The organism is Ferrovibrio sp., from assembly GCF_025869515.1.
GTDB lineage: Bacteria > Pseudomonadota > Alphaproteobacteria > Ferrovibrionales > Ferrovibrionaceae > Ferrovibrio.
Genome location: NZ_JAOZVR010000082.1, coordinates 1 through 17,332 on the forward strand (window position 1 = coordinate 1; position 17,332 = coordinate 17,332).

13 protein-coding genes are annotated in these 17,332 nt (G+C 64.7%); 7 read left to right on the forward strand and 6 right to left on the reverse strand.

Features of this window, described 5'->3' with window-relative positions:
- Positions 1-97 precede the first annotated feature (97 nt).
- The 4 genes from OJJ21_RS12940 to OJJ21_RS12955 are packed head-to-tail and all read left to right on the forward strand — an operon-like array spanning position 98 to position 4,141.
- Positions 98-1,330, forward strand: a complete 1,233-nt coding sequence (locus tag OJJ21_RS12940; protein ID WP_297686877.1) for an MFS transporter — start codon at positions 98-100, stop codon at positions 1,328-1,330.
- Positions 1,327-1,887, forward strand: a complete 561-nt coding sequence (locus OJJ21_RS12945) for an ureidoglycolate lyase (protein ID WP_297686879.1) — start codon at positions 1,327-1,329, stop codon at positions 1,885-1,887. Before OJJ21_RS12940 ends, OJJ21_RS12945 begins: the two co-directional genes overlap by 4 nt.
- Positions 1,884-3,407 carry an AMP-binding protein gene (locus OJJ21_RS12950; protein ID WP_297686881.1) on the forward strand — a complete coding sequence of 508 codons (1,524 nt, stop codon included), beginning with the start codon at positions 1,884-1,886 and terminating at the stop codon, positions 3,405-3,407. Before OJJ21_RS12945 ends, OJJ21_RS12950 begins: the two co-directional genes overlap by 4 nt.
- A gap of 56 nt (positions 3,408-3,463) precedes the next feature.
- A complete protein-coding gene (locus OJJ21_RS12955) occupies positions 3,464-4,141 on the forward strand; it encodes a hypothetical protein (RefSeq protein WP_297686883.1) in 678 nt (225 codons plus the stop codon).
- A gap of 18 nt (positions 4,142-4,159) precedes the next feature.
- On the opposite strand, the gene kefC is transcribed toward OJJ21_RS12955, so the two are convergent.
- Genes kefC through OJJ21_RS12970 form a run of 3 tightly spaced genes read right to left on the reverse strand, consistent with a single transcriptional unit; the run spans position 4,160 to position 7,356 of the window.
- On the reverse strand, positions 4,160-5,965 hold the full coding sequence (gene kefC / locus OJJ21_RS12960) for a glutathione-regulated potassium-efflux system protein KefC (protein ID WP_297686885.1): 1,806 nt from the start codon (positions 5,963-5,965) through the stop codon (positions 4,160-4,162).
- A 1-nt stretch (position 5,966) separates the two neighbouring features.
- Positions 5,967-6,572, reverse strand: coding sequence for an NAD(P)H-dependent oxidoreductase (locus tag OJJ21_RS12965; RefSeq protein ID WP_297686886.1), 606 nt, complete (start codon positions 6,570-6,572; stop codon positions 5,967-5,969).
- Between the two features lie 22 nt (positions 6,573-6,594).
- Positions 6,595-7,356, reverse strand: coding sequence for an SDR family oxidoreductase (locus OJJ21_RS12970; RefSeq protein WP_297686888.1), 762 nt, complete (start codon positions 7,354-7,356; stop codon positions 6,595-6,597).
- A gap of 111 nt (positions 7,357-7,467) precedes the next feature.
- Here OJJ21_RS12970 and OJJ21_RS12975 point away from each other — a divergent pair, with 111 nt between their 5' ends.
- Entirely contained in the window at positions 7,468-8,115 is a 648-nt protein-coding gene (locus tag OJJ21_RS12975; protein ID WP_297686890.1) for a DsbA family oxidoreductase, read from the forward strand.
- 2 nt (positions 8,116-8,117) lie between these two features.
- The gene (locus tag OJJ21_RS12980; protein WP_297686892.1) at positions 8,118-8,645 is read left to right on the forward strand and encodes a PAS domain-containing protein; all 528 of its coding nucleotides are present in this window, start codon (positions 8,118-8,120) and stop codon (positions 8,643-8,645) included.
- On the opposite strand, the gene mfd is transcribed toward OJJ21_RS12980, so the two are convergent.
- Together mfd and OJJ21_RS12990 are read right to left on the reverse strand one after the other, a co-directional pair.
- Complete coding sequence (gene mfd, locus OJJ21_RS12985; protein WP_297686894.1) at positions 8,642-12,178, reverse strand: transcription-repair coupling factor; 3,537 nt, start codon at positions 12,176-12,178, stop codon at positions 8,642-8,644. The two genes, OJJ21_RS12980 and mfd, sit on opposite strands and share 4 nt — an antisense overlap.
- 4 nt (positions 12,179-12,182) lie before the next feature.
- Positions 12,183-12,449, reverse strand: coding sequence for a succinate dehydrogenase assembly factor 2 (locus OJJ21_RS12990; RefSeq protein ID WP_297686896.1), 267 nt, complete (start codon positions 12,447-12,449; stop codon positions 12,183-12,185).
- A gap of 108 nt (positions 12,450-12,557) precedes the next feature.
- On the opposite strand from OJJ21_RS12990, the gene recG reads away from it, so the two are divergent.
- Entirely contained in the window at positions 12,558-14,669 is a 2,112-nt protein-coding gene (recG, locus tag OJJ21_RS12995) for an ATP-dependent DNA helicase RecG (RefSeq protein WP_297686898.1), read from the forward strand.
- 218 nt (positions 14,670-14,887) lie between these two features.
- Here the strand turns inward: recG and OJJ21_RS13000 are convergent, their stop codons facing one another.
- Positions 14,888-17,131, reverse strand: a complete 2,244-nt coding sequence (locus OJJ21_RS13000; RefSeq protein WP_297686900.1) for a methyl-accepting chemotaxis protein — start codon at positions 17,129-17,131, stop codon at positions 14,888-14,890.
- Between the last annotated feature and the right edge of the window lie 201 nt (positions 17,132-17,332).

Sequence of the window (17,332 nt, forward strand, 5' to 3'; positions counted from 1 at the left end):
TTCATGCTCTGCATGGTTGTCGCCATGCTGCTCCTCTGCATTTTTCCGGAGATCGCCACCTGGCTGCCGAATGCGCTCATGAACAAGTAGCAGAGCCATGATACCCGTTGCCTGGCGCATTCTGCTTTGCGCCTGCCTCAGTTACACGATCAGTCAGTTCTACCGCTCGGCCAACGCCGTCATCGGTCCCGACCTGATGACCGAACTGGCGTTGACGCCGGAAGACCTTGGCATCCTCACCGGCGCCTTCTTCCTCACCTTCTCGGTAAGCCAGTTGCCGGTCGGCATCGCGCTCGACCGCTGGGGCCCGCGCCGCACCATCATCACCACGCTGGTGATCGCCTTTATCGGCGCGCTGGCCTTTGCGCTCGGCCGCAACCTGCTGGAGCTCAGTCTGGCCCGCGTGGTGCTCGGTTTTGGCTGCGCCGCGCTGCTGACCGGCCCGATGGTCCTGTTCTCGCGCTGGTTCCCGGCCGACCGTTTCGCCACCATGTCCGGCATCCTGATCGCCATAGGCAATCTCGGCGTCGTGGCTTCGACCGCGCCGCTGGCCTGGCTCGCCGCCGCTTACGGCTGGCGCACGGCGTTTTATCTCACCGCCGGCATCACGGTCTGCCTGATCGGCCTGTCGTTCTGGGCGCTTCAGGATCACCCGGATTCGGCAAAGGCACGCCCGGGAAAAACGGAAAGCCTCGGACAGGCCCTGCGCGGGGTTGGCGCCATCATCCGCCATCCGGCTTTTCCCAATCTCTTCGCCATCATCTTCTGTGCCTACGCCACTTTCATCACCATCCTCGGCCTCTGGGGCGGTCCGTATCTGCATGATGTGCATGGCATGGATGCCAAGGCGCGCGGCAATGTGCTGATCTTCATGGCGCTGGGTGCCGCCGGCGGCTACTTCATCTGGGGCCCGCTGGATCGCGTCTTCAACACCCGGAAATGGCTGCTGGCCGTGGGGCTCGGCTCGCAACTGGCCTGCCTCGCCGTCATCATCGCCATGCCGGGCCTGAGCGTTTTCGTCATCACCGCGCTCTTCACCTTCATGGGCGTGATGAACGGCTGCATCGTGATGATCTTTGCCCATGCCAGTTCGGTATTTCCCGCCGAAATGGCCGGGCGTGCCATCACCACGCTGAATATCGGCACGATGGGCGGCGGCGCCTTCCAGCAGATTCTCACCGGCTTCCTGATGGGCCGGCTCGCTCCGAGGGGTCAGGTGCCGACCGAAACCGATTACCGCATCCTGTTCGGCGTGCAGTTCGTCATCCTGCTCTCGGCGCTGCTGTTCTATCTGCGCGCGCCCGACGCCAGGCCGAAACCGGTGGCATGATGGCCAACAGCCGCAATATGCCTGCCCCGCCTGTTACGCCGCTTCCTGTGGAAGTTCTGACTGCGGAAGCATTTACGCTATTCGGCTGGATGCTGGGCAAGCCTTTTCCCGGCAAGGGGGATGCAGCGGCCTATGCAAGCGCCGGCAGCGATTTCTGGCATGAGCATGCCTTCAATCCCGGCGCCGGCGGCGAGCATGAAATTCTGTGGGTGAAGTATCGCGTCTCAACGCCGTCGATCGACCGGCTCGAAACGCACCACCTGACCGAGCAGGCAGTCATTCCTCTTGTCGGAAACATTATCCAGATTGTCGCCGTCAGCGACGGCAGCGGTGCGCCCGATCTCGCAACACTACGCGCCTTTTCGATTTTTCCCGGCAGCGGAATCTGCATGCGGCCCAGCGTCTGGCACGCCACGCGGACCGGCGGGCAGGAAGCGACATGCATGATGCTGACCCGCGGTTCAACGACCGCCGATCTTGTCTCTCACCTGACCCGGGGCGTTCCCGCCACCGAGTCCAGGCTTCTCGATATCAACAGATTTCAGCTTGACCGATGACCGAACCCGTTCCCGCCCGCTTCAATCTTGCGCGCTACTGCCTGGCTGACAACGCCCGTTTGCGTCCTGACAAGACCGCGATGATCCTGGTCGGCGAGACCGGCGAATTCCGCATGAGCTTCGCCGAGGCCGATCTTGCCGTGCGGCGGCTGGCCGCCGGCCTGCGCAGCCTGGGCCTGCCGACCGGCAGCCGCATCATGATTCGCATGGCCAATGACGCGGATTACGCGCTGACTTACTTCGCCACCATGGCCGCCGGCTATGTCGCCCTGCCCTCCAGCGCGCAGCTCACACCTGCCGAAGCCGCCTACCTGCTGGAGAATTCCGGCGCCGCCGCTGTCGCCGCCAGCGCCGAACTGGCCGCCGACCTGGCTTTGCCGGCCGGCGTGCTGTTGCTCGATCCCGTGAAGTTGCAGGCGCTGAAGCAGACTGCACCTCTACCCGATTATGCCGATACGGCGGCCGATGATCCGGCCTACCTGGTCTATACCTCGGGCACCACGGGAAAACCGAAAGGCGTGCTGCATGCCCATCGTGCCGCCTGGGGTCGCCGGCCGATGCACAAGGGCTGGCTCGGCCTGCAGGACAGCGATGTGATGCTGCATGCCGGCGCGTTCAACTGGACCTATACGCTGGGCGTCGGTCTGGTCGATCCCTGGGCGGTCGGTGCCACCACGGTGCTGTATAACGGCCATCGCGACATCCAGGTCTGGCCGCAGCTGATGGCGCGCCACCGTGCCACCATCTTCGCCGCCGTGCCGACGCTGTATCGCCAGATCCTGAAATACTGCGATCTCGCAGCACACGACCTGTCAGCGCTCCGCCATGGCGCCACCGCCGGCGAGGCCCTGCCGCCCGGCCTGCTGGAGGAATGGCAGAGCCGCACCGGCAAGCCGCTCTACGAGGCACTCGGCATGTCGGAGATCTCGACCTACATTTCCACCGGCCCCGGCATGACCATCAAACCGGGCAGCCCCGGCAAGCCGCAGCCCGGCCGTCGCATCGCCATCCTGTCCCCGGACAGCGACAGTACCGCGCCGCTGCCGCAGGGCGAGACCGGCCTGCTCGCCGTGCATCGCAGCGATCCCTCGATGATGCTGGGTTACTGGCACCGCCCGGAAGAAGAAGCCCTGGTCTATCGCGGCGAGTGGTTCTGCGGCGGCGACCTCGCCAGCCTGGATGCCGACGGCTATGTCTGGCATCACGGCCGCAACGACGACGTGATGAATGCGATGGGCTATCGCGTGTCGCCGGTCGAGGTCGAGATGACCATCGCCGAGCACCCGGCCGTGGCCGAGGTGGCGGTCACCGAACTGAAGGTCCGCGCCGATGTCTCGGTGGTGGCGGCCTTCATCGTGCTGCGCGAGGGCATGACCGCCGATCCGGCCGAGCTGTCAGCCTTCGCCGAGGGCCGGCTGGCCGGTTATAAATGCCCGCGTGAATGGCGCTTCGTCACGGCCCTGCCGCGCACCGCCAACGGCAAGGTGCAGCGCAAGAAACTGGCGCTGCCGCCAGCCTGAAACAATGTGGCACTGCCCTTGCAATTTCCTCATTGGACCAACCGATGGGGTTTGTGATGAGTGCCATTGCTTCTGCTTCCGCCAAGTCTGTCTTCGGCGATCTGCTGACCGCCCACCAGACCGTGGCGAGCAACACGCCGGCAACGATGGCCGCGACGAAATTCGCGGATTACCTTGAAGAAAAGCAGGGTGCAGGCAAGCTTCCGAGCGTGACCCCGGGCCGGCACCCAACACCGGAACAGCTTGCCAAGGTGCTGTTCGGCACAGCTTACGACCCCGAAACCAAGACCGTCCGGCTTGAGAAAATTGCCGCCGAGGCCCAGAAGAGCACGGCAGAATTTGCCGGGCAGCTGAAGCAGGCCCTCGCCGCCCATGGCATCGATCCGAACATTCCGGTCGAGCTGAGCACCGGCGCCGGCGGCCGGATCATCGTCGATAACAGCCACCCCAGGGCCGCCGAGATCAGCAAGCTGTTCGGCGACGATCCGGTGCTGGCCGAGGCCTATCGCAGCATCGCCGCCCAGAACGACCAGCTGACACTGATGCAGGCCGGCGCCGCCTATGTGAAGGACTGGAATGCCGCCAAGACCGATGGCGAACGCACCGCGCTGTGGAACCGCTACAGCACGCTGATGGACAAAATGATCAGCATGTTCAGCGGCCGCATCACTTTCGGTCCCAGCACCGAGGTGGCGGAAAGCCAGCAGATGCTGCGCCGCATGGGCCTGTCGTAACCGCTAATCCCAGCCCTGTCAGTCCCAGCCGAGGCCGCGCGCGGCTTCCTGGGCTTTCTCGTCGGCTTCCAGATTCTGCTGCAGACGCGCGCGCGCCTGCCGCTGCAGCGTGACGCGCTTGTCCATATCCTCGTCCCAATGGGCATGCAGCTGCTCCAGCAGGGCCTGGTTATGTTGCCTGAACATCAGCGCTTTCTGGCGTGCCGCATAGGCCGGCTGACCAAGCGCCTTCAGGGTTTCCTCGCCGAGATGCAGGGCCGAGCGGAAGGTTTCGCGTTCGATCACCGGTACCTTGCGGTTCATCAGCTCCATCGCATGCGGCAGATCGCGCGCCCGCGCGATGACTTTCAGATGCGGAAAATGCTTCTGCGCCAGGTCGACCAGCTGAAGCGATGCCTCCTGGCTGTCGACCGCCACCACCAGAACTTTCGCCTTGGCGGCACCGGCCGCTTCCAGCAGGTCGAGCCGGGTGGCATCGCCGTAAAACACCTTGAAATCGAACCGGCGCAGCGTATCGATGATTTCGGAATCGTGATCCAGAATGGTGACGCCGATCCGGTTGGCATAGAGCAGGCGCACGACGATCTGGCCGAAACGGCCGAAGCCGGCGACGATCACCGGATTGCCTTCATCTTCCGGAATATCATGCGGCCGGTCGCTGACCTGCACGAACCGCGGCTCGATCAGCCTGTCGTTCAGCACCACCAGCAGCGGTGCGGTGGCCATCGACAGCGCCACCACCACGGTGAGCAATGCCACCGTTTCGGCATCCATGATGCCGAAGCTGGCCGCCGAGCCGAACAGCACGAAGGCGAATTCGCCGCCCTGCGCCAGCAGGAAGACGAACAGCCAGGTCTGGCTCCATTGCAGTCGCGCGAAGCGGGCAATCGCCAGCAGCACGATGGCCTTCGCAACAATCAGCCCGAGCACCATGGCCAGCACCCTGACCGGCTGGCTCAACAGCAGGCCGAAATCGACCGACATGCCGACCGCGGTGAAAAACAGGCCCAGCAATAACCCCTTGAAGGGTTCGATATCGGTTTCCAGTTCGTGACGGTATTCCGACTCTGCCAGCAGCACGCCGGCCAGGAAGGCGCCGAGTGCCATCGACAGGCCGGCCAACTGCATCAGCAGGGCAATGCCCATCACCAGCAGCAGCGCCACGGCGGTAAAGATTTCGCGCAGGTTGGTATCGGCCACCATGCGGAACAGCGGCCGTGTCAGAAACCGGCCGCCGAAAATGATGATACCGATCGCCGCCACCGCCTTGGCGGCGCCGACCCAGCCCTCGCCCTGTTCGGCGGCCAGCGGCCCGAAGGTCAGCAACGGCAGCAAGGCCAGCATCGGGATCACCGCGATATCCTGGAACAGCAGGATCGAGAAAGCCGAACGCCCGCCCGGCGTGGTCAGCAGGTTGCGTTCGGTGAGCGGCTGCAGCGCAATGGCGGTGGACGACAGCGACAGGCCGAGGCCGGCCGCCAGCGCCACCGGCCAGGGCCAGCCCAGCAATATGCCCAGCGCCGTCAGCGCCAGCGTGGAGCCTGCCACCTGGCCGCCGCCGAGCCCGAGAATCGGCCAGCGCATCTGCCACAGCCGGCGCGGATTGAGTTCCAGCCCGATGACAAACAGCAGCAGCACGACGCCGAATTCAGAGAAATGCAGAATCGCCTCGACATCGGTGATCAGCTTCAGGCCCCATGGCCCGATCACGACCCCGGCGATCAGGTAGCCCAGGACGGAGCCAAGGCCGAGCCGCTTGGCGATCGGCACGGCGATCACGGCTGCCGCCAGATAGATCACCGCATTGAGCAGCAGTCCGTCCATGTCAGCGATCCGTGGCCGGCACCGTCGGCACGTCGCAGCCGGGGCAGAGTTTCGGATGCGGATAATCGGTCAGCCATTGCCGGTAAGCTGCGACATGGGCCGTCACCTCGGCCGGTTTCTTCAGTCGTGCCCCCTGCAGCAGGAACGGCGTGCGATAGGTCATGCCGCAGAGCGCCGCCGAACGCTCGAAGGGCCGCAGCAATTCAGCCATTGTCATGCCGTTATATCCATCGGCACGATAAGCGTCGTCCGGGCCGCCGGTCGATACCGCCTGTGCCAGTTCCTTGCCCTGCAGGGCCACGCCGCCGGAGCCATAGGCCCAGCCGTATTCCAGCACGCTGTCCATCCATTCCTTCAGCAGCGACGGGCAGGAATACCAGTAAATCGGATGCTGCATCACGACCACATCGTGCTTGTCCAGCAGTGCCTGTTCACGTTTCACATCGATGTGGAAATCGGGATAGGTCTCGTAGAGGTCATGCAGCGTGACATGCGGCAGGTCGCGGACCGCATCGGCCATGGCGTGGTTCACGCGCGACAGGTGCGGATAGGGATGCGCAAACAGCACCAGGATTTTCGGCTTTTCCGTGTCCTGCAGGTCCGTCACGCCATCCTCATCGCCAGAAAGCCTAGGTTACCGTCAGACCGTCATCGGCTGCAATGATCGCCCCATTGATGAAGCGCGCCTCGTTCGAGGCCAGCAGCAGGATCAGGCCGTCGAGATCCTTCGGCTCGCCGACCCGGCGGCGCGGCAGCATTTCGACCAGTTTCTTGCCGCCCGGGGTGCCCCAGTAATCGCGGTTGATCTCGGTCTCGATATAGCCCGGGCAGATCGCATTGGTATTGATGCCATAGCGCGCCCATTCCAGCGCCATCGCCTTGGTCATCTGCACCACTGCCGCCTTCGACATGCAGTAGACCGAAAGCTGGCTCAGCACTTTCAGGCCGGCAACCGAGGCGATGTTGATAATCCGCCCCTCCGCCTTGCGGGCGATCATGTCCCTGGCGGCGGCCTGGGCGACGAAGAAGGCGCCCTTGGCATTGGTGTTCATGGCGAAATCGAAGTCATCCGGCGTCACATCCACGATGCGGCCCTGCTTGTTGACGCCGGAATTGTTGATCAGAACATCCACGCCGCCCAGCTTGCCGGCAATCTCGGCAAACGCACCCTGGATATTGTCATAGTCATTCACATCCAGCTTGACCGTGATCGCGGTGCCGCCGGCGGTCGTGATCCTGTCGGCCAGGGTCTTGAGCCGGTCGGTCCGGCGCGCCGCCAGGGCCACCGAGGCCCCCGCCCCGCTCAAAAGTTCGGCAAACCTTTCGCCCAGGCCGCTGCTGGCCCCGGTCACCACTGCCACCTTGCCCTTGAGGCTGATCCCTGTACTCATCGAATCCTCCCAGATTTTCCGTAACTTGGATGCTGGTCGCGCAGGGCCGTGCGGTCAAGGCCCGCCACCTGGGGGCTGGCCTGAACGCCATGGCTGCGCTACCGTTACAGCATGCGTATCGAAATCGTCTCCGACGTCATCTGCCCCTGGTGTTTCATCGGCAAGCGCCGGCTCGAACAGGCCCTCGCCCAGCGGCCGGATATCGAGTTCGAGATCGGCTGGCGGCCGTTCCAGCTCAATCCGGACATGCCGCGCGAGGGCGCCGACCGCAAAAGCTATCTCGAAGCCAAATTCGGCGGCCCGGCCCGGGCGAAGGAAATCTATGCCCGCGTCTCTGCCGAAGGCGCCAAGGAGGGCATTCCATTCGACTTCGAGGGTATCAAGCGCACCCCCAACACGCTGGCCGCCCATAGCGTGCTGCGCTGGGCCCTCACCGCCGGCGTGCAGAGCGAACTGAAGGAGCGGCTGTTCCGCCTGTATTTCCTCGAAGGCCGCGATATCGGCGACCACCAGGTGCTGGCCGATGCCGCCGCCGCCGAAGGCATGGACGGTACCCTGGTGAAACAGCTGCTGGATGAAGGCCGCGATGCCGATGTGATCCAGAACGAAGACATGATGGCGCGCGAACTGGGCATCACAGGCGTGCCCTTCTTCATCTTCGAGCGCAAATACGGCGTATCGGGTGCGCAGACGCCCGATGTGCTGCTGCAGGTGATCGACAAGGTCGTCACCGAACCGCCGGCCGCTGTCGAGGCCTGATCATGGAATTGCCGGGCCTCTCGATCGCCCCGCAGGGACTTCCAATGCTGGAATTCATTTCCGACCCCGACAATATCCGGGACGACAATGTGCGGCAGTTCCTGCAGCTCTGGCAGGATGCCCATATGGATGAGCGGGCGCCGGGCAAGGATTTCCTCGATCCGATCCGGCTGCGCTTCCTGCTCGGGTCGCTTTCTTTGCTGGAAGTGCATCACGACCCGCTGCGCTTCCGCTATCGACTGGTCGGCACAGATATCGTCGAGCGTCTGGGCCATGAATTGACGGGCAAATGGCTGGATGAGCATCCCGACCCGGCGCTGCGCCCCTTCCTCGTCAAAGGGGCTACCATGGTTCATCATGCCGCCATGCCGGTTTACGGGCATGTGAAGGCCAGAACGCTGGGCGAAGACTGGCTGCTGGAAGTGATTGCCGTGCCGCTGCTCGGTCCGGACGGCACTGTCGCCTATATCGGCGCCGGCCAGAGCTTTCCACCGGGCAAACTGGAAAGCCCTGGCACACGCCTGAGCTAGGCGACTTTCTTCTTCGCCTTGCCTGCGATCTCGGCCAGCCGCAAGGCCGCATGCAGCACGCCTTTCAGGCGATCCGTCGGCTCCGGCCAGTCGCGCATCAGCACCACCTTGTGATCGGGCCGCAGCTTGGCGCCCCGTTCCGACTGGATGAACAGCACCAAGCCGGCCGGGTCAGCAAACTTGTTGTCGCGGAAGGTGAGTGTCGCGCCTTTCGGCCCGGCCTCGATCTTCAGGATGTTTGCCTCGATGCAGAACTTCTTGATCGCCACGATGTCCAGCAGGTGATGCACCTCTTCCGGCAACGGGCCGAAGCGATCTATCATCTCGGCGGCAAAGGCATCGATATCGGCGCGGCCATCCAGATCGGCGACACGGCGATAGAGCTGCATGCGCAGATTCAGGTCGGCCACATAGGTATCGGGAATCAGCACGGCCGTGCCGATCTGGATCTGTGGCGACCACTTCTCGCTCAGCGCACTGGTATCCCCACGCGCTGAAGCCCGTGCCGCCACAATCGCCTCCTGCAGCATCTCCTGATACAGCTCAAAGCCGACCTCGCGGATATGGCCCGACTGCTCCTCGCCCAGCAGGTTGCCGGCCCCGCGCAGGTCAAGATCGTGCGAGGCCAGCGTGAAGCCCGCACCCAGCGTGTCGAGACTCTGCAATACGCGCAGGCGCTGCTCGGCCGAAGTATTCAGCAGCCGGCCACCCTGGTAGGTGAAATAGGAATAGGCGCGCAGCTTAGACCGGCCGACACGGCCGCGCAGCTGGTACATCTGCGCCAGACCGAACAGGTCGGCACGATAGACCACCAGCGTGTTGGCGGATGGAATGTCGAGACCGCTTTCCACGATATTGGTCGCCACCAGCACATCATAGCGCCGGTCGTAGAAGGCGTTCATCACGTCATCCAGGTCGGTCGGCGCCATCTGGCCATGTGCCACCACCGCCTTCAGTTCCGGCACATGGTCGCGGATGAAGGCCATCGCGGTATCGAGATATTCGATGCGCGGACAGACAAAGAAACTCTGGCCGCCACGGAAATGCTCGCGCAGCAGCGCCTCGCGAATCACCACCGTATCAAACGGCGTGACAAAGGTGCGTACCGCCAGACGATCCACCGGCGGCGTGGCGATCAGGCTGAGTTCGCGCACGCCAGAGAGCGCCAGCTGCAGGGTACGCGGGATCGGGGTGGCCGACATGGTCAGCACATGCACCTCGGCCTTGAGCTGCTTCAGCCGCTCCTTGTGCTTGACGCCGAAATGCTGCTCCTCGTCGATGATCAGCAGACCGAGACGCTTGAACTCGATGCTTTTCGACAGCACCGCATGGGTCCCGATGACAATATCCACGGTGCCGTCGGCCAGGCCCTTCTTGGTCTCGGTGGCCGATTTCGCCGTGACCATGCGCGACAGTTGTTCGATCCGCAGCGGCAGGCCGCGGAAGCGTTCGAAGAAAGTACGATAATGCTGGCGGCACAGCAGCGTGGTCGGACAGACCAGAACCACCTGCTGGCCCGACATGGCAGCCGCGAAAGCCGCACGCAGTGCCACTTCAGTCTTGCCGAAACCGACATCGCCGCAGATCAGTCGGTCCATCGGCTTGCCGCTGGACAGATCATCCAGCGTTTCCTCGATGGCGCGGGCCTGATCGTCGGTTTCGTCATAGGGGAAACGGGCGCAGAATTCCTCGTACAGGCCCTCCTGCGGGATCACCCGTTCGCCCTGGCGCAGCTCGCGCTCGGCCGCGATCTTCATCAGCTCGCCGGCCATGTCCTTCAGGCGCTGCTTCATGCGCGCCTTGCGGTTCTGCCAGCCGACGCCGCCGAGCTTGTCGAGCGTCACCTCGGCTTCGGGCGAACCGTAGCGCGACAGCATCTCGATATTCTCGACCGGCAGATACAGCCGGTCGCCGCCGTCGTAATGCAGCAGCAGGCAGTCATGCGGCGCGCCGGCCACGTCCAGCGTCACCAGGTCCTTGTACTGGCCGATGCCGTGGTCGATATGCACGACATAGTCGCCGGGCTGCAGGGCGCTCGCCTCGGCGATGAAATTCTCGGCCCGGCGCTTTTTCTGGCGCGGCCGCACCAGGCGGTCGCCGAGAATGTCCTGTTCCGCGACAACGCAGAGATCGCCCGCCTCGAAACCATGCTCGATCGGCAGCACGGCAATTGCCGGCACACTTTTCGGCACTGTCTCGATGTCGTTCGCCACTTCGATGATCTGCGGCGCCGGCAGGCCGTGGTCCTTCAGCACCAGCGCCAAACGGTCGCGCGCACCGACCGAGAAGGTCGCGAACAGTACCCGCCGGCCCTGGCTCACCTGCTTGGCCAGATGACCGCCCAGCGCCTCATAGACGCTGACCACCGCCGTTTTCTTTTCCGCCGCCTGCGCCACCTGGGTGCGTTCGGGCGCGAAATCGCGGCCCGGCCGGCCGCCGAGATCGACCACTTTCACCTCCGGACCACCGACCGCATCGAAGGGATACAGCAGGCCGAGCGGCACGCGTTCGAGCTTTCCGCCCCATTCGCCGGCCGTGAGATACAACCGGTCGGGCGGCAGCGGCTTGTAGGGCGCACCACCCTCTTCCAGGCCGCGCTTCATCGCCGCTTTGCGGGCATCGTAGTGATCGGCAACCGCCTTGAACCGCTCATCGACGGCATCGCCGGTCAGGTGATCCAGAACCACGGCCGCCTGCGGTACATAGTCGAACACGGTGGCCAGTTTATCGAAGAACAGCGGCAGCCAGTGTTCCATGCCGATCTGGCGCCGGCCGGCCGACACCGCCTCATACAGCGGGTCTTCCTTGGTCACGGTGCCGAACAGCTCGCGATAACCGCCCCGGAAGCGCGCGATGGACTCCTCATCCATCGGTACTTCGCTCATGGCCGTGAGCGACAGCTCGGTCACGGTATCGATGGTGCGCTGGGTCGCCGGATCGAAGCGGCGGATGTTTTCCACCTCGTCGCCAAAGAAATCCAGCCGGTAAGGCGCGTCCGTGCCGGGCGGATAAAGATCGACCAGGCCGCCGCGCACGGCATATTCGCCCGGCTCGTTCACCGTGGAGACGCGGCTGTAGCCGTTGCGGCTCAGATAGGAGATCAGGACTTCGGGCTTGATACGACTGCCCCTGGCAGCGCGGAAGCCGGTGCCGGCGAACCAGTCCGGCTGCGGCAGGCGCTGCAGAGCGGCATTCACCGTGGTCAGCAGCAGCCAGGGCACATCCGGCCGTTCCCCGGCTAGACGATTGAGCGTATCCATGCGCCGGGCGGCGATTTCCGCATTGGGCGAGACGCGGTCGTAGGGCTGGCAGTCCCAGGCCGGCAGGGTCAGCACCGGCAATTCGGGGGCGAAGAATTTCAGCGCCGCTTCCAGCGTCGCCATGCGGGCATCGTCGCGGCAGACATGCAGCACGCCACGGCCCTTCTGCCGGGCGGCCAGTGCCACCAGCAGGCGCGCATCCTGCCCTTCCGGGCTGCCGGCCAATGCCCAGCGGCCCGGCCGGGTCAGGATATCCGGCAGCACGAATGTCATGGCGTCAGAACTGTAACTTGTACGCTTTCAGCAGTTTCATCACTCCGGTATCGAGATGCGGCGGCACCGGATCGCGACCGATCGCCCAGGCATAAATCTGGGGGTCGTCGTAATTCTCCAGCAGGGCCTCATACTGGTCGAGCTCGACCTCGGTGAAGGTCTGCAGATGCCGGCGGGCAAAACTGCCCAGCAGGATGTCGACCTCCTTCATGCCGGTATACAGACTGCGATGCAGCAGCCGCTTGCGGCGGATCTCGATATCCTCGGCCATCTCTGGGGTACCCTGCCTGAGCGTACTGGGGGTGTTTCCGGAACTAGGGCAGGATATAGTACGCCAACCCTCGGATTCTCAAGGTTTACCCGGAAATTTCCCGACCCCATGCGCCCGGAATCGCTGTTTCCCGCCTTCGCTCCGATCACCAGCCTGAAAGGCTGCGGCCCCAAGCTGGCGCCGCTGGTGGAAAAGCTGGTCGGCGGCGGCCGGGTGCTGGACCTGTGGTGGCACCTGCCCAGCGGCCTGATCGACCGGCGCTATCGCCCGACCGTGGCCGAGGCCGAGCCGGGACGCATCGCCACCCTGCAGGTGACCATCGAGCGCCATATCCCGCCGCGCACGCCGCGCCTGCCCTACAAGATTCTCTGCCATGACGGCAGCGGGCGGCTGACCCTGGTGTTCTTCAACGGCCGGGAAGATTTCCTCAGGCGCAGCCTGCCCGAGGGCGAAACCCGCGTGGTCAGCGGCACCGTCGAACTGTTCGACGGCCAGGTGCAGATGACGCATCCGGACCGCTTCGGCACCCTGGAAGAGATCGAGCAGATGGCCGCCGTCGAGCCGGTCTATCCGCTCACCGCCGGCGTGGCGCCACGCACGCTGGGCAAGATCATCGATGGCGCGCTGGCCAAGGTGATGGACCTGCCGGAATGGCTCGATCCGGCCTACCAGAAACGCGAAGGCTGGCCCGGCTGGCGTGAGGCTTTGCTGACCGCGCACCGGCCGGAACGCATGGCTGATATCGAAAAAGACACGCCGGCGCGGCAGCGGCTGGCGTTCGACGAGCTGCTGTCCAACCAGCTGGCCCTGCTGCTGGTGCGGCGCCGGCTGAAGCGCCAGACCGGCCGCACCATCACCGGCGATGGCCGCTTGCGCGATGCGCTGGAAAAGCTGCTGCCCTGGCCGCTGACCAATGCGCAGAAGCAGGCCAATGCCGAGATCGCCGGCGACATGGCGAGCGAGCGCCGCATGCTGCGCCTCCTGCAGGGCGACGTGGGCAGCGGCAAGACCATGGTGGCGCTCAACGCGCTGCTGCTCTGCGGCGAGGGCGGTGCGCAGGCCGCCCTGATGGCACCGACCGAAATCCTCGCCCGCCAGCATGCCGAGACGCTGGAGCCCTATTGCAGCAAGCTGGGTGTGCGGCTGGCGCTGCTGACCGGCCGCGACAAGGGCAAGGCGCGCGCCGCCCTGCTGCAGCGGCTGGCCGCCGGCGAGATCGATATCCTGATCGGCACCCATGCGCTGTTCCAGGACGATGTGGTGTTCCGGGACCTGGCGCTGGCGGTGATCGACGAGCAGCACCGTTTCGGCGTCAGCCAGCGGCTCAGCCTCGCCGCGAAAGGTCAGCGCGACAAGGGCGGCGTCGATATCCTGGTGATGACGGCAACGCCGATCCCGCGCACCCTGTCGCTCACCGCCTATGGCGATATGGACGTGTCCATGCTGACCGAGAAACCGCCGGGCCGCAGCCCGGTCGACACCCGCACCATTGCCGCCGACCGCTACCTCGATGTGGTCGCGGCGGTGATGCGCAAGATCAGGGCCGGCGAGCAGGTCTACTGGGTCTGCCCGCTGGTGGAGGAAAACGAGCAGCTCGACCTGGCCGCTGCCGCCGAACGGCATTCAGCGCTGAAACTGGCGCTGGAGGCGGAACTGGGCGACGGCAGCATCGGGCTGGTGCACGGCAAGATGACGCCGGGCGAAAAAGATGCCGCGATGGAGGCCTTCTCGGCCGGCCGGTCAAAGCTGCTGGTCGCCACCACGGTGATCGAGGTCGGCGTTGACGTGCCCAATGCCACGCTGATCGTGATCGAGCATGCCGAGCGCTTCGGTCTGGCGCAGCTGCACCAGCTGCGCGGCCGCGTTGGACGCGGCGGCAAGCCCGGCGCCTGCCTGCTGGTCTATACCGGGCCGCTGGGCGAGACGGCGAAAGCCCGGCTCAAGATCATCCGCGAGACCGATGACGGCTTCCGCATCGCCGAGGAGGATTTACGCCTGCGCGGCGCCGGCGAGGTGCTGGGCACGCGCCAGAGCGGCCTGCCGGACTTCCGTGTCGCCGACCTCGCTGCCCATGCCGACCTGCTGGTGGCCGCCCGCGACGATGCCCGGCTGATCCTGGAGCGCGACCCCAAACTGGCCAGCGAACGCGGCAAGGCCTTGCTGACATTGCTTTATCTGTTCGAACGCGACGCCGCCATCCAGTATCTGCAATCGGGCTGAAGCGGTCCGGCGGCCGCCTGTAAAACACCAGCCCGGGCCAGCGCGGAGCCAATTCGAGCCAACGGGAACCAATCCTGGCCAACGCGCGCCAATAACAGCCCGTGGCAGCCCGCCGAAACTCGGCAGCCACCGCCGGACGGCTCCCTATTTTCCCAGATAGGGCGACATGGCGAAAATTCCAGGGTCGCAGCCAGCGCCGCGACCTGAACTAGACGCGACTACTCCGCGGCTTCAGGCAACAGCACCGCAGCGGCGCCGCGGCGCTGCGGCAACCGGAAGAAGCCGACCAGTTCCGCCAGTTCCTGCGCCTGGCCGCTTAAGGCGCGGGCCGAGGCATGTGTCTCCTCGACCAAGGCGGCATTGCGCTGGGTGGTATCGTCCATGCCGGCAATGGCATCGTTGATCTGGTCCAGCCCCTTGGACTGCTCGCGGCTGCCGCCGGCAATCTCGGCCACGATCACGGAAACCTGGCGGATCGACTGAACGATGTCGCCCAGGCTGGCACCCGCCTCATGGGCCAGGCCGGCCCCCTTCTTCACCTCGGCATTCGATGATGAAATGAGCAGCTTGGTTTCCCTCGACGCATTGGCCGACCGCTGCGCGAGAGCGCGGACTTCCTGCGCCACCACGGCAAAACCTTTGCCGGCATCGCCGGCCCGGGCGGCTTCGACGGCGGCATTCAGCGCCAGCAGGTTGGTCTGGAACGCGATCTCGTCGATCAGCCCCATGATTTCGGAAATCCTGCGGGCGCCCTGCTCAATGCGGTCCATCGCCTCGACCACCTGGGCCACCACCTCGCCGCCGCGTTCGGCATTCACACGCGCCGCATTCGCCAGCCGGTCGGCATCCTGGGCATTCTCTGCATTCTGCTTCACCGTTGCCGTCACCTGATGCATGGCGGCGGCGGTTTCCTCAAGCGCCGCCGCCTGTCCCTCGGTGCGGTGCGCCAGATCCTCGGCGCCGCCGGAAATCTCGCCGGAGGCGTCGCGCACCGCATGGGTCGCGGTGCCGAGTCTGCCGGCAAAATCCCGCATGCGATGCGCCAGACCATTCACGGCGGTTTTCAGCTCGGCGAAAACGCCGCTGTATTCACCCTGCATGCTGCAGCCGACATCTCCGTCCGCCAGAGCATGCAGCACCGCCGACAATTCGCCGATCACCGTGGCCAGGGTATCCGTGAGCTGGTTGATGCTGAGGCTGACTTCGCGGAAATCGCCATCCTTGCCGCCAAGATCAAGGCGGCGCTCCAGATCGCCGGCCGATACCGCGCGCGACAGGGCCGCGATCTCGGCTGCCATCGCGGCTTCGCGTTCACGCTGGGCCTGCTGCTCGGCCATATGGGCGCGTTCCCGGCGCTGTTCGGCGGCTGCCATCTCGCGCCGCTCGGCCTCATGGCTGCGGAAGACCTCATAGGCCCGCGCCATGGCGCCGATCTCGTCCTGCCGCACGGCATCCGGACTGGCGATATCCAGCTGTCCTTCGGCCAGGCCTTTCATCGCCTCGGTCATGCGGCCGATCGGCCGCAGGATACCGCGCGCAACGAAAACGCTGGCAATCAGGATCGCCAGCACCATCGCCGCAGTGAGGCCTGCCGAGATCATGGCGATGCGGCTGCGTGTGGCCTGCGCCTCGGCGCGTTCGGCGGACTCGGTCAAGGTCGCGTCCTGCACCAATGCGGCAAGCAGCGGTGCCATATCATCGCGAATCTGACGGGCCTCGGCCTCGATGCCGGCCAATGCCTCGCTGGCAATAACGTATTCCCTGGCAGACAAAAGATACGCCGCCTGCAGGTCGCGCACCTCCTGCTTCACCGTATCGAAGAAGGGCGCGGATTTCAGTGTGGCCAGAAATTCGCCGGAGGCCCGCTCCAGATCGGCCTCGAATACCTGTCGGTCGCGGCTCAGGGCGTATGCAACTTCATATCCGCGCATCTGCAACATGGTGATCGTCAACTGATTGGCGATATCGAAGGTCATGCCCATCGCCTTGCTGCGAATGTCCTCCAGTTTGGCCTGAAAGGCACGTCCGGCCTGCAGCAATGCACCGCGGGCGCCCGTGTCATTGTCGAAACCTAGGTTTCTCCGGGCGTCGATCAAGCGCTGGCTGACGCCCTGCAGCAGGACGGCCTTGCTTTCCAGTTCCGCGAAACGCGTTGCAATCACTCCGCTGCTGCCGCCGCGAGCCTGTGCCAGCGCAGTGACGATGACCTTGCCTTCCTCCGTCAGGAGACCGGCCAGCGTCGCATCCTGACCGGTGACCAAGCGTTCAGCCACCTGCTGCAGGGCAAGAAAACGCTTGTCCAGGCGCTCTGCCGTCAACTGCAGTACCGCCGCCGCCTGCACTCTTTGCTCGACCTCGGCCACGGCACGCCGTTCGTAAAAAGCCGCCGCGATAGCGACTGCAATGGCCAATACGGCACCAAGAATAATGGCGCCGATGCGATGGGCGATGGAGATACGCATAATCCGGTCCGGGGCCTGTCGTTTTTTTTGTGACATAGCCCTAGCGGCCGTGGATGACAGCGCAGTGACAACTGCAAGATTTGTCGAGATGTACACAGAAAAATGCCCGCCGGTTCGGGCGGGCAATTCCGGTGATTGAATGATGTCGATGCTCTTACGACGAGAAGTCGGCCTGCATGTTTTGCCGCCGGCACCTCGGCG

Excerpts from the sequence above, each read along its gene's own strand:
- OJJ21_RS12940 (WP_297686877.1), top strand. The coding sequence starts at position 98 with ATGATACCCGTTGCCTGGCGCATTCTGCTTTGCGCCTGCCTCAGTTAC.
- OJJ21_RS12945 (WP_297686879.1), top strand. The coding sequence starts at position 1,327 with ATGATGGCCAACAGCCGCAATATGCCTGCCCCGCCTGTTACGCCGCTT.
- OJJ21_RS12950 (WP_297686881.1), top strand. The coding sequence starts at position 1,884 with ATGACCGAACCCGTTCCCGCCCGCTTCAATCTTGCGCGCTACTGCCTG.
- OJJ21_RS12955 (WP_297686883.1), top strand. The coding sequence starts at position 3,464 with ATGAGTGCCATTGCTTCTGCTTCCGCCAAGTCTGTCTTCGGCGATCTG.
- kefC (WP_297686885.1), bottom strand. The coding sequence starts at position 5,965 with ATGGACGGACTGCTGCTCAATGCGGTGATCTATCTGGCGGCAGCCGTG.
- OJJ21_RS12970 (WP_297686888.1), bottom strand. The coding sequence starts at position 7,356 with ATGAGTACAGGGATCAGCCTCAAGGGCAAGGTGGCAGTGGTGACCGGG.
- OJJ21_RS12975 (WP_297686890.1), top strand. The coding sequence starts at position 7,468 with ATGCGTATCGAAATCGTCTCCGACGTCATCTGCCCCTGGTGTTTCATC.
- OJJ21_RS12980 (WP_297686892.1), top strand. The coding sequence starts at position 8,118 with ATGGAATTGCCGGGCCTCTCGATCGCCCCGCAGGGACTTCCAATGCTG.
- mfd (WP_297686894.1), bottom strand. The coding sequence starts at position 12,178 with ATGACATTCGTGCTGCCGGATATCCTGACCCGGCCGGGCCGCTGGGCA.
- OJJ21_RS12990 (WP_297686896.1), bottom strand. The coding sequence starts at position 12,449 with ATGGCCGAGGATATCGAGATCCGCCGCAAGCGGCTGCTGCATCGCAGT.
- recG (WP_297686898.1), top strand. The coding sequence starts at position 12,558 with ATGCGCCCGGAATCGCTGTTTCCCGCCTTCGCTCCGATCACCAGCCTG.
- OJJ21_RS13000 (WP_297686900.1), bottom strand. The coding sequence starts at position 17,131 with ATGCGTATCTCCATCGCCCATCGCATCGGCGCCATTATTCTTGGTGCC.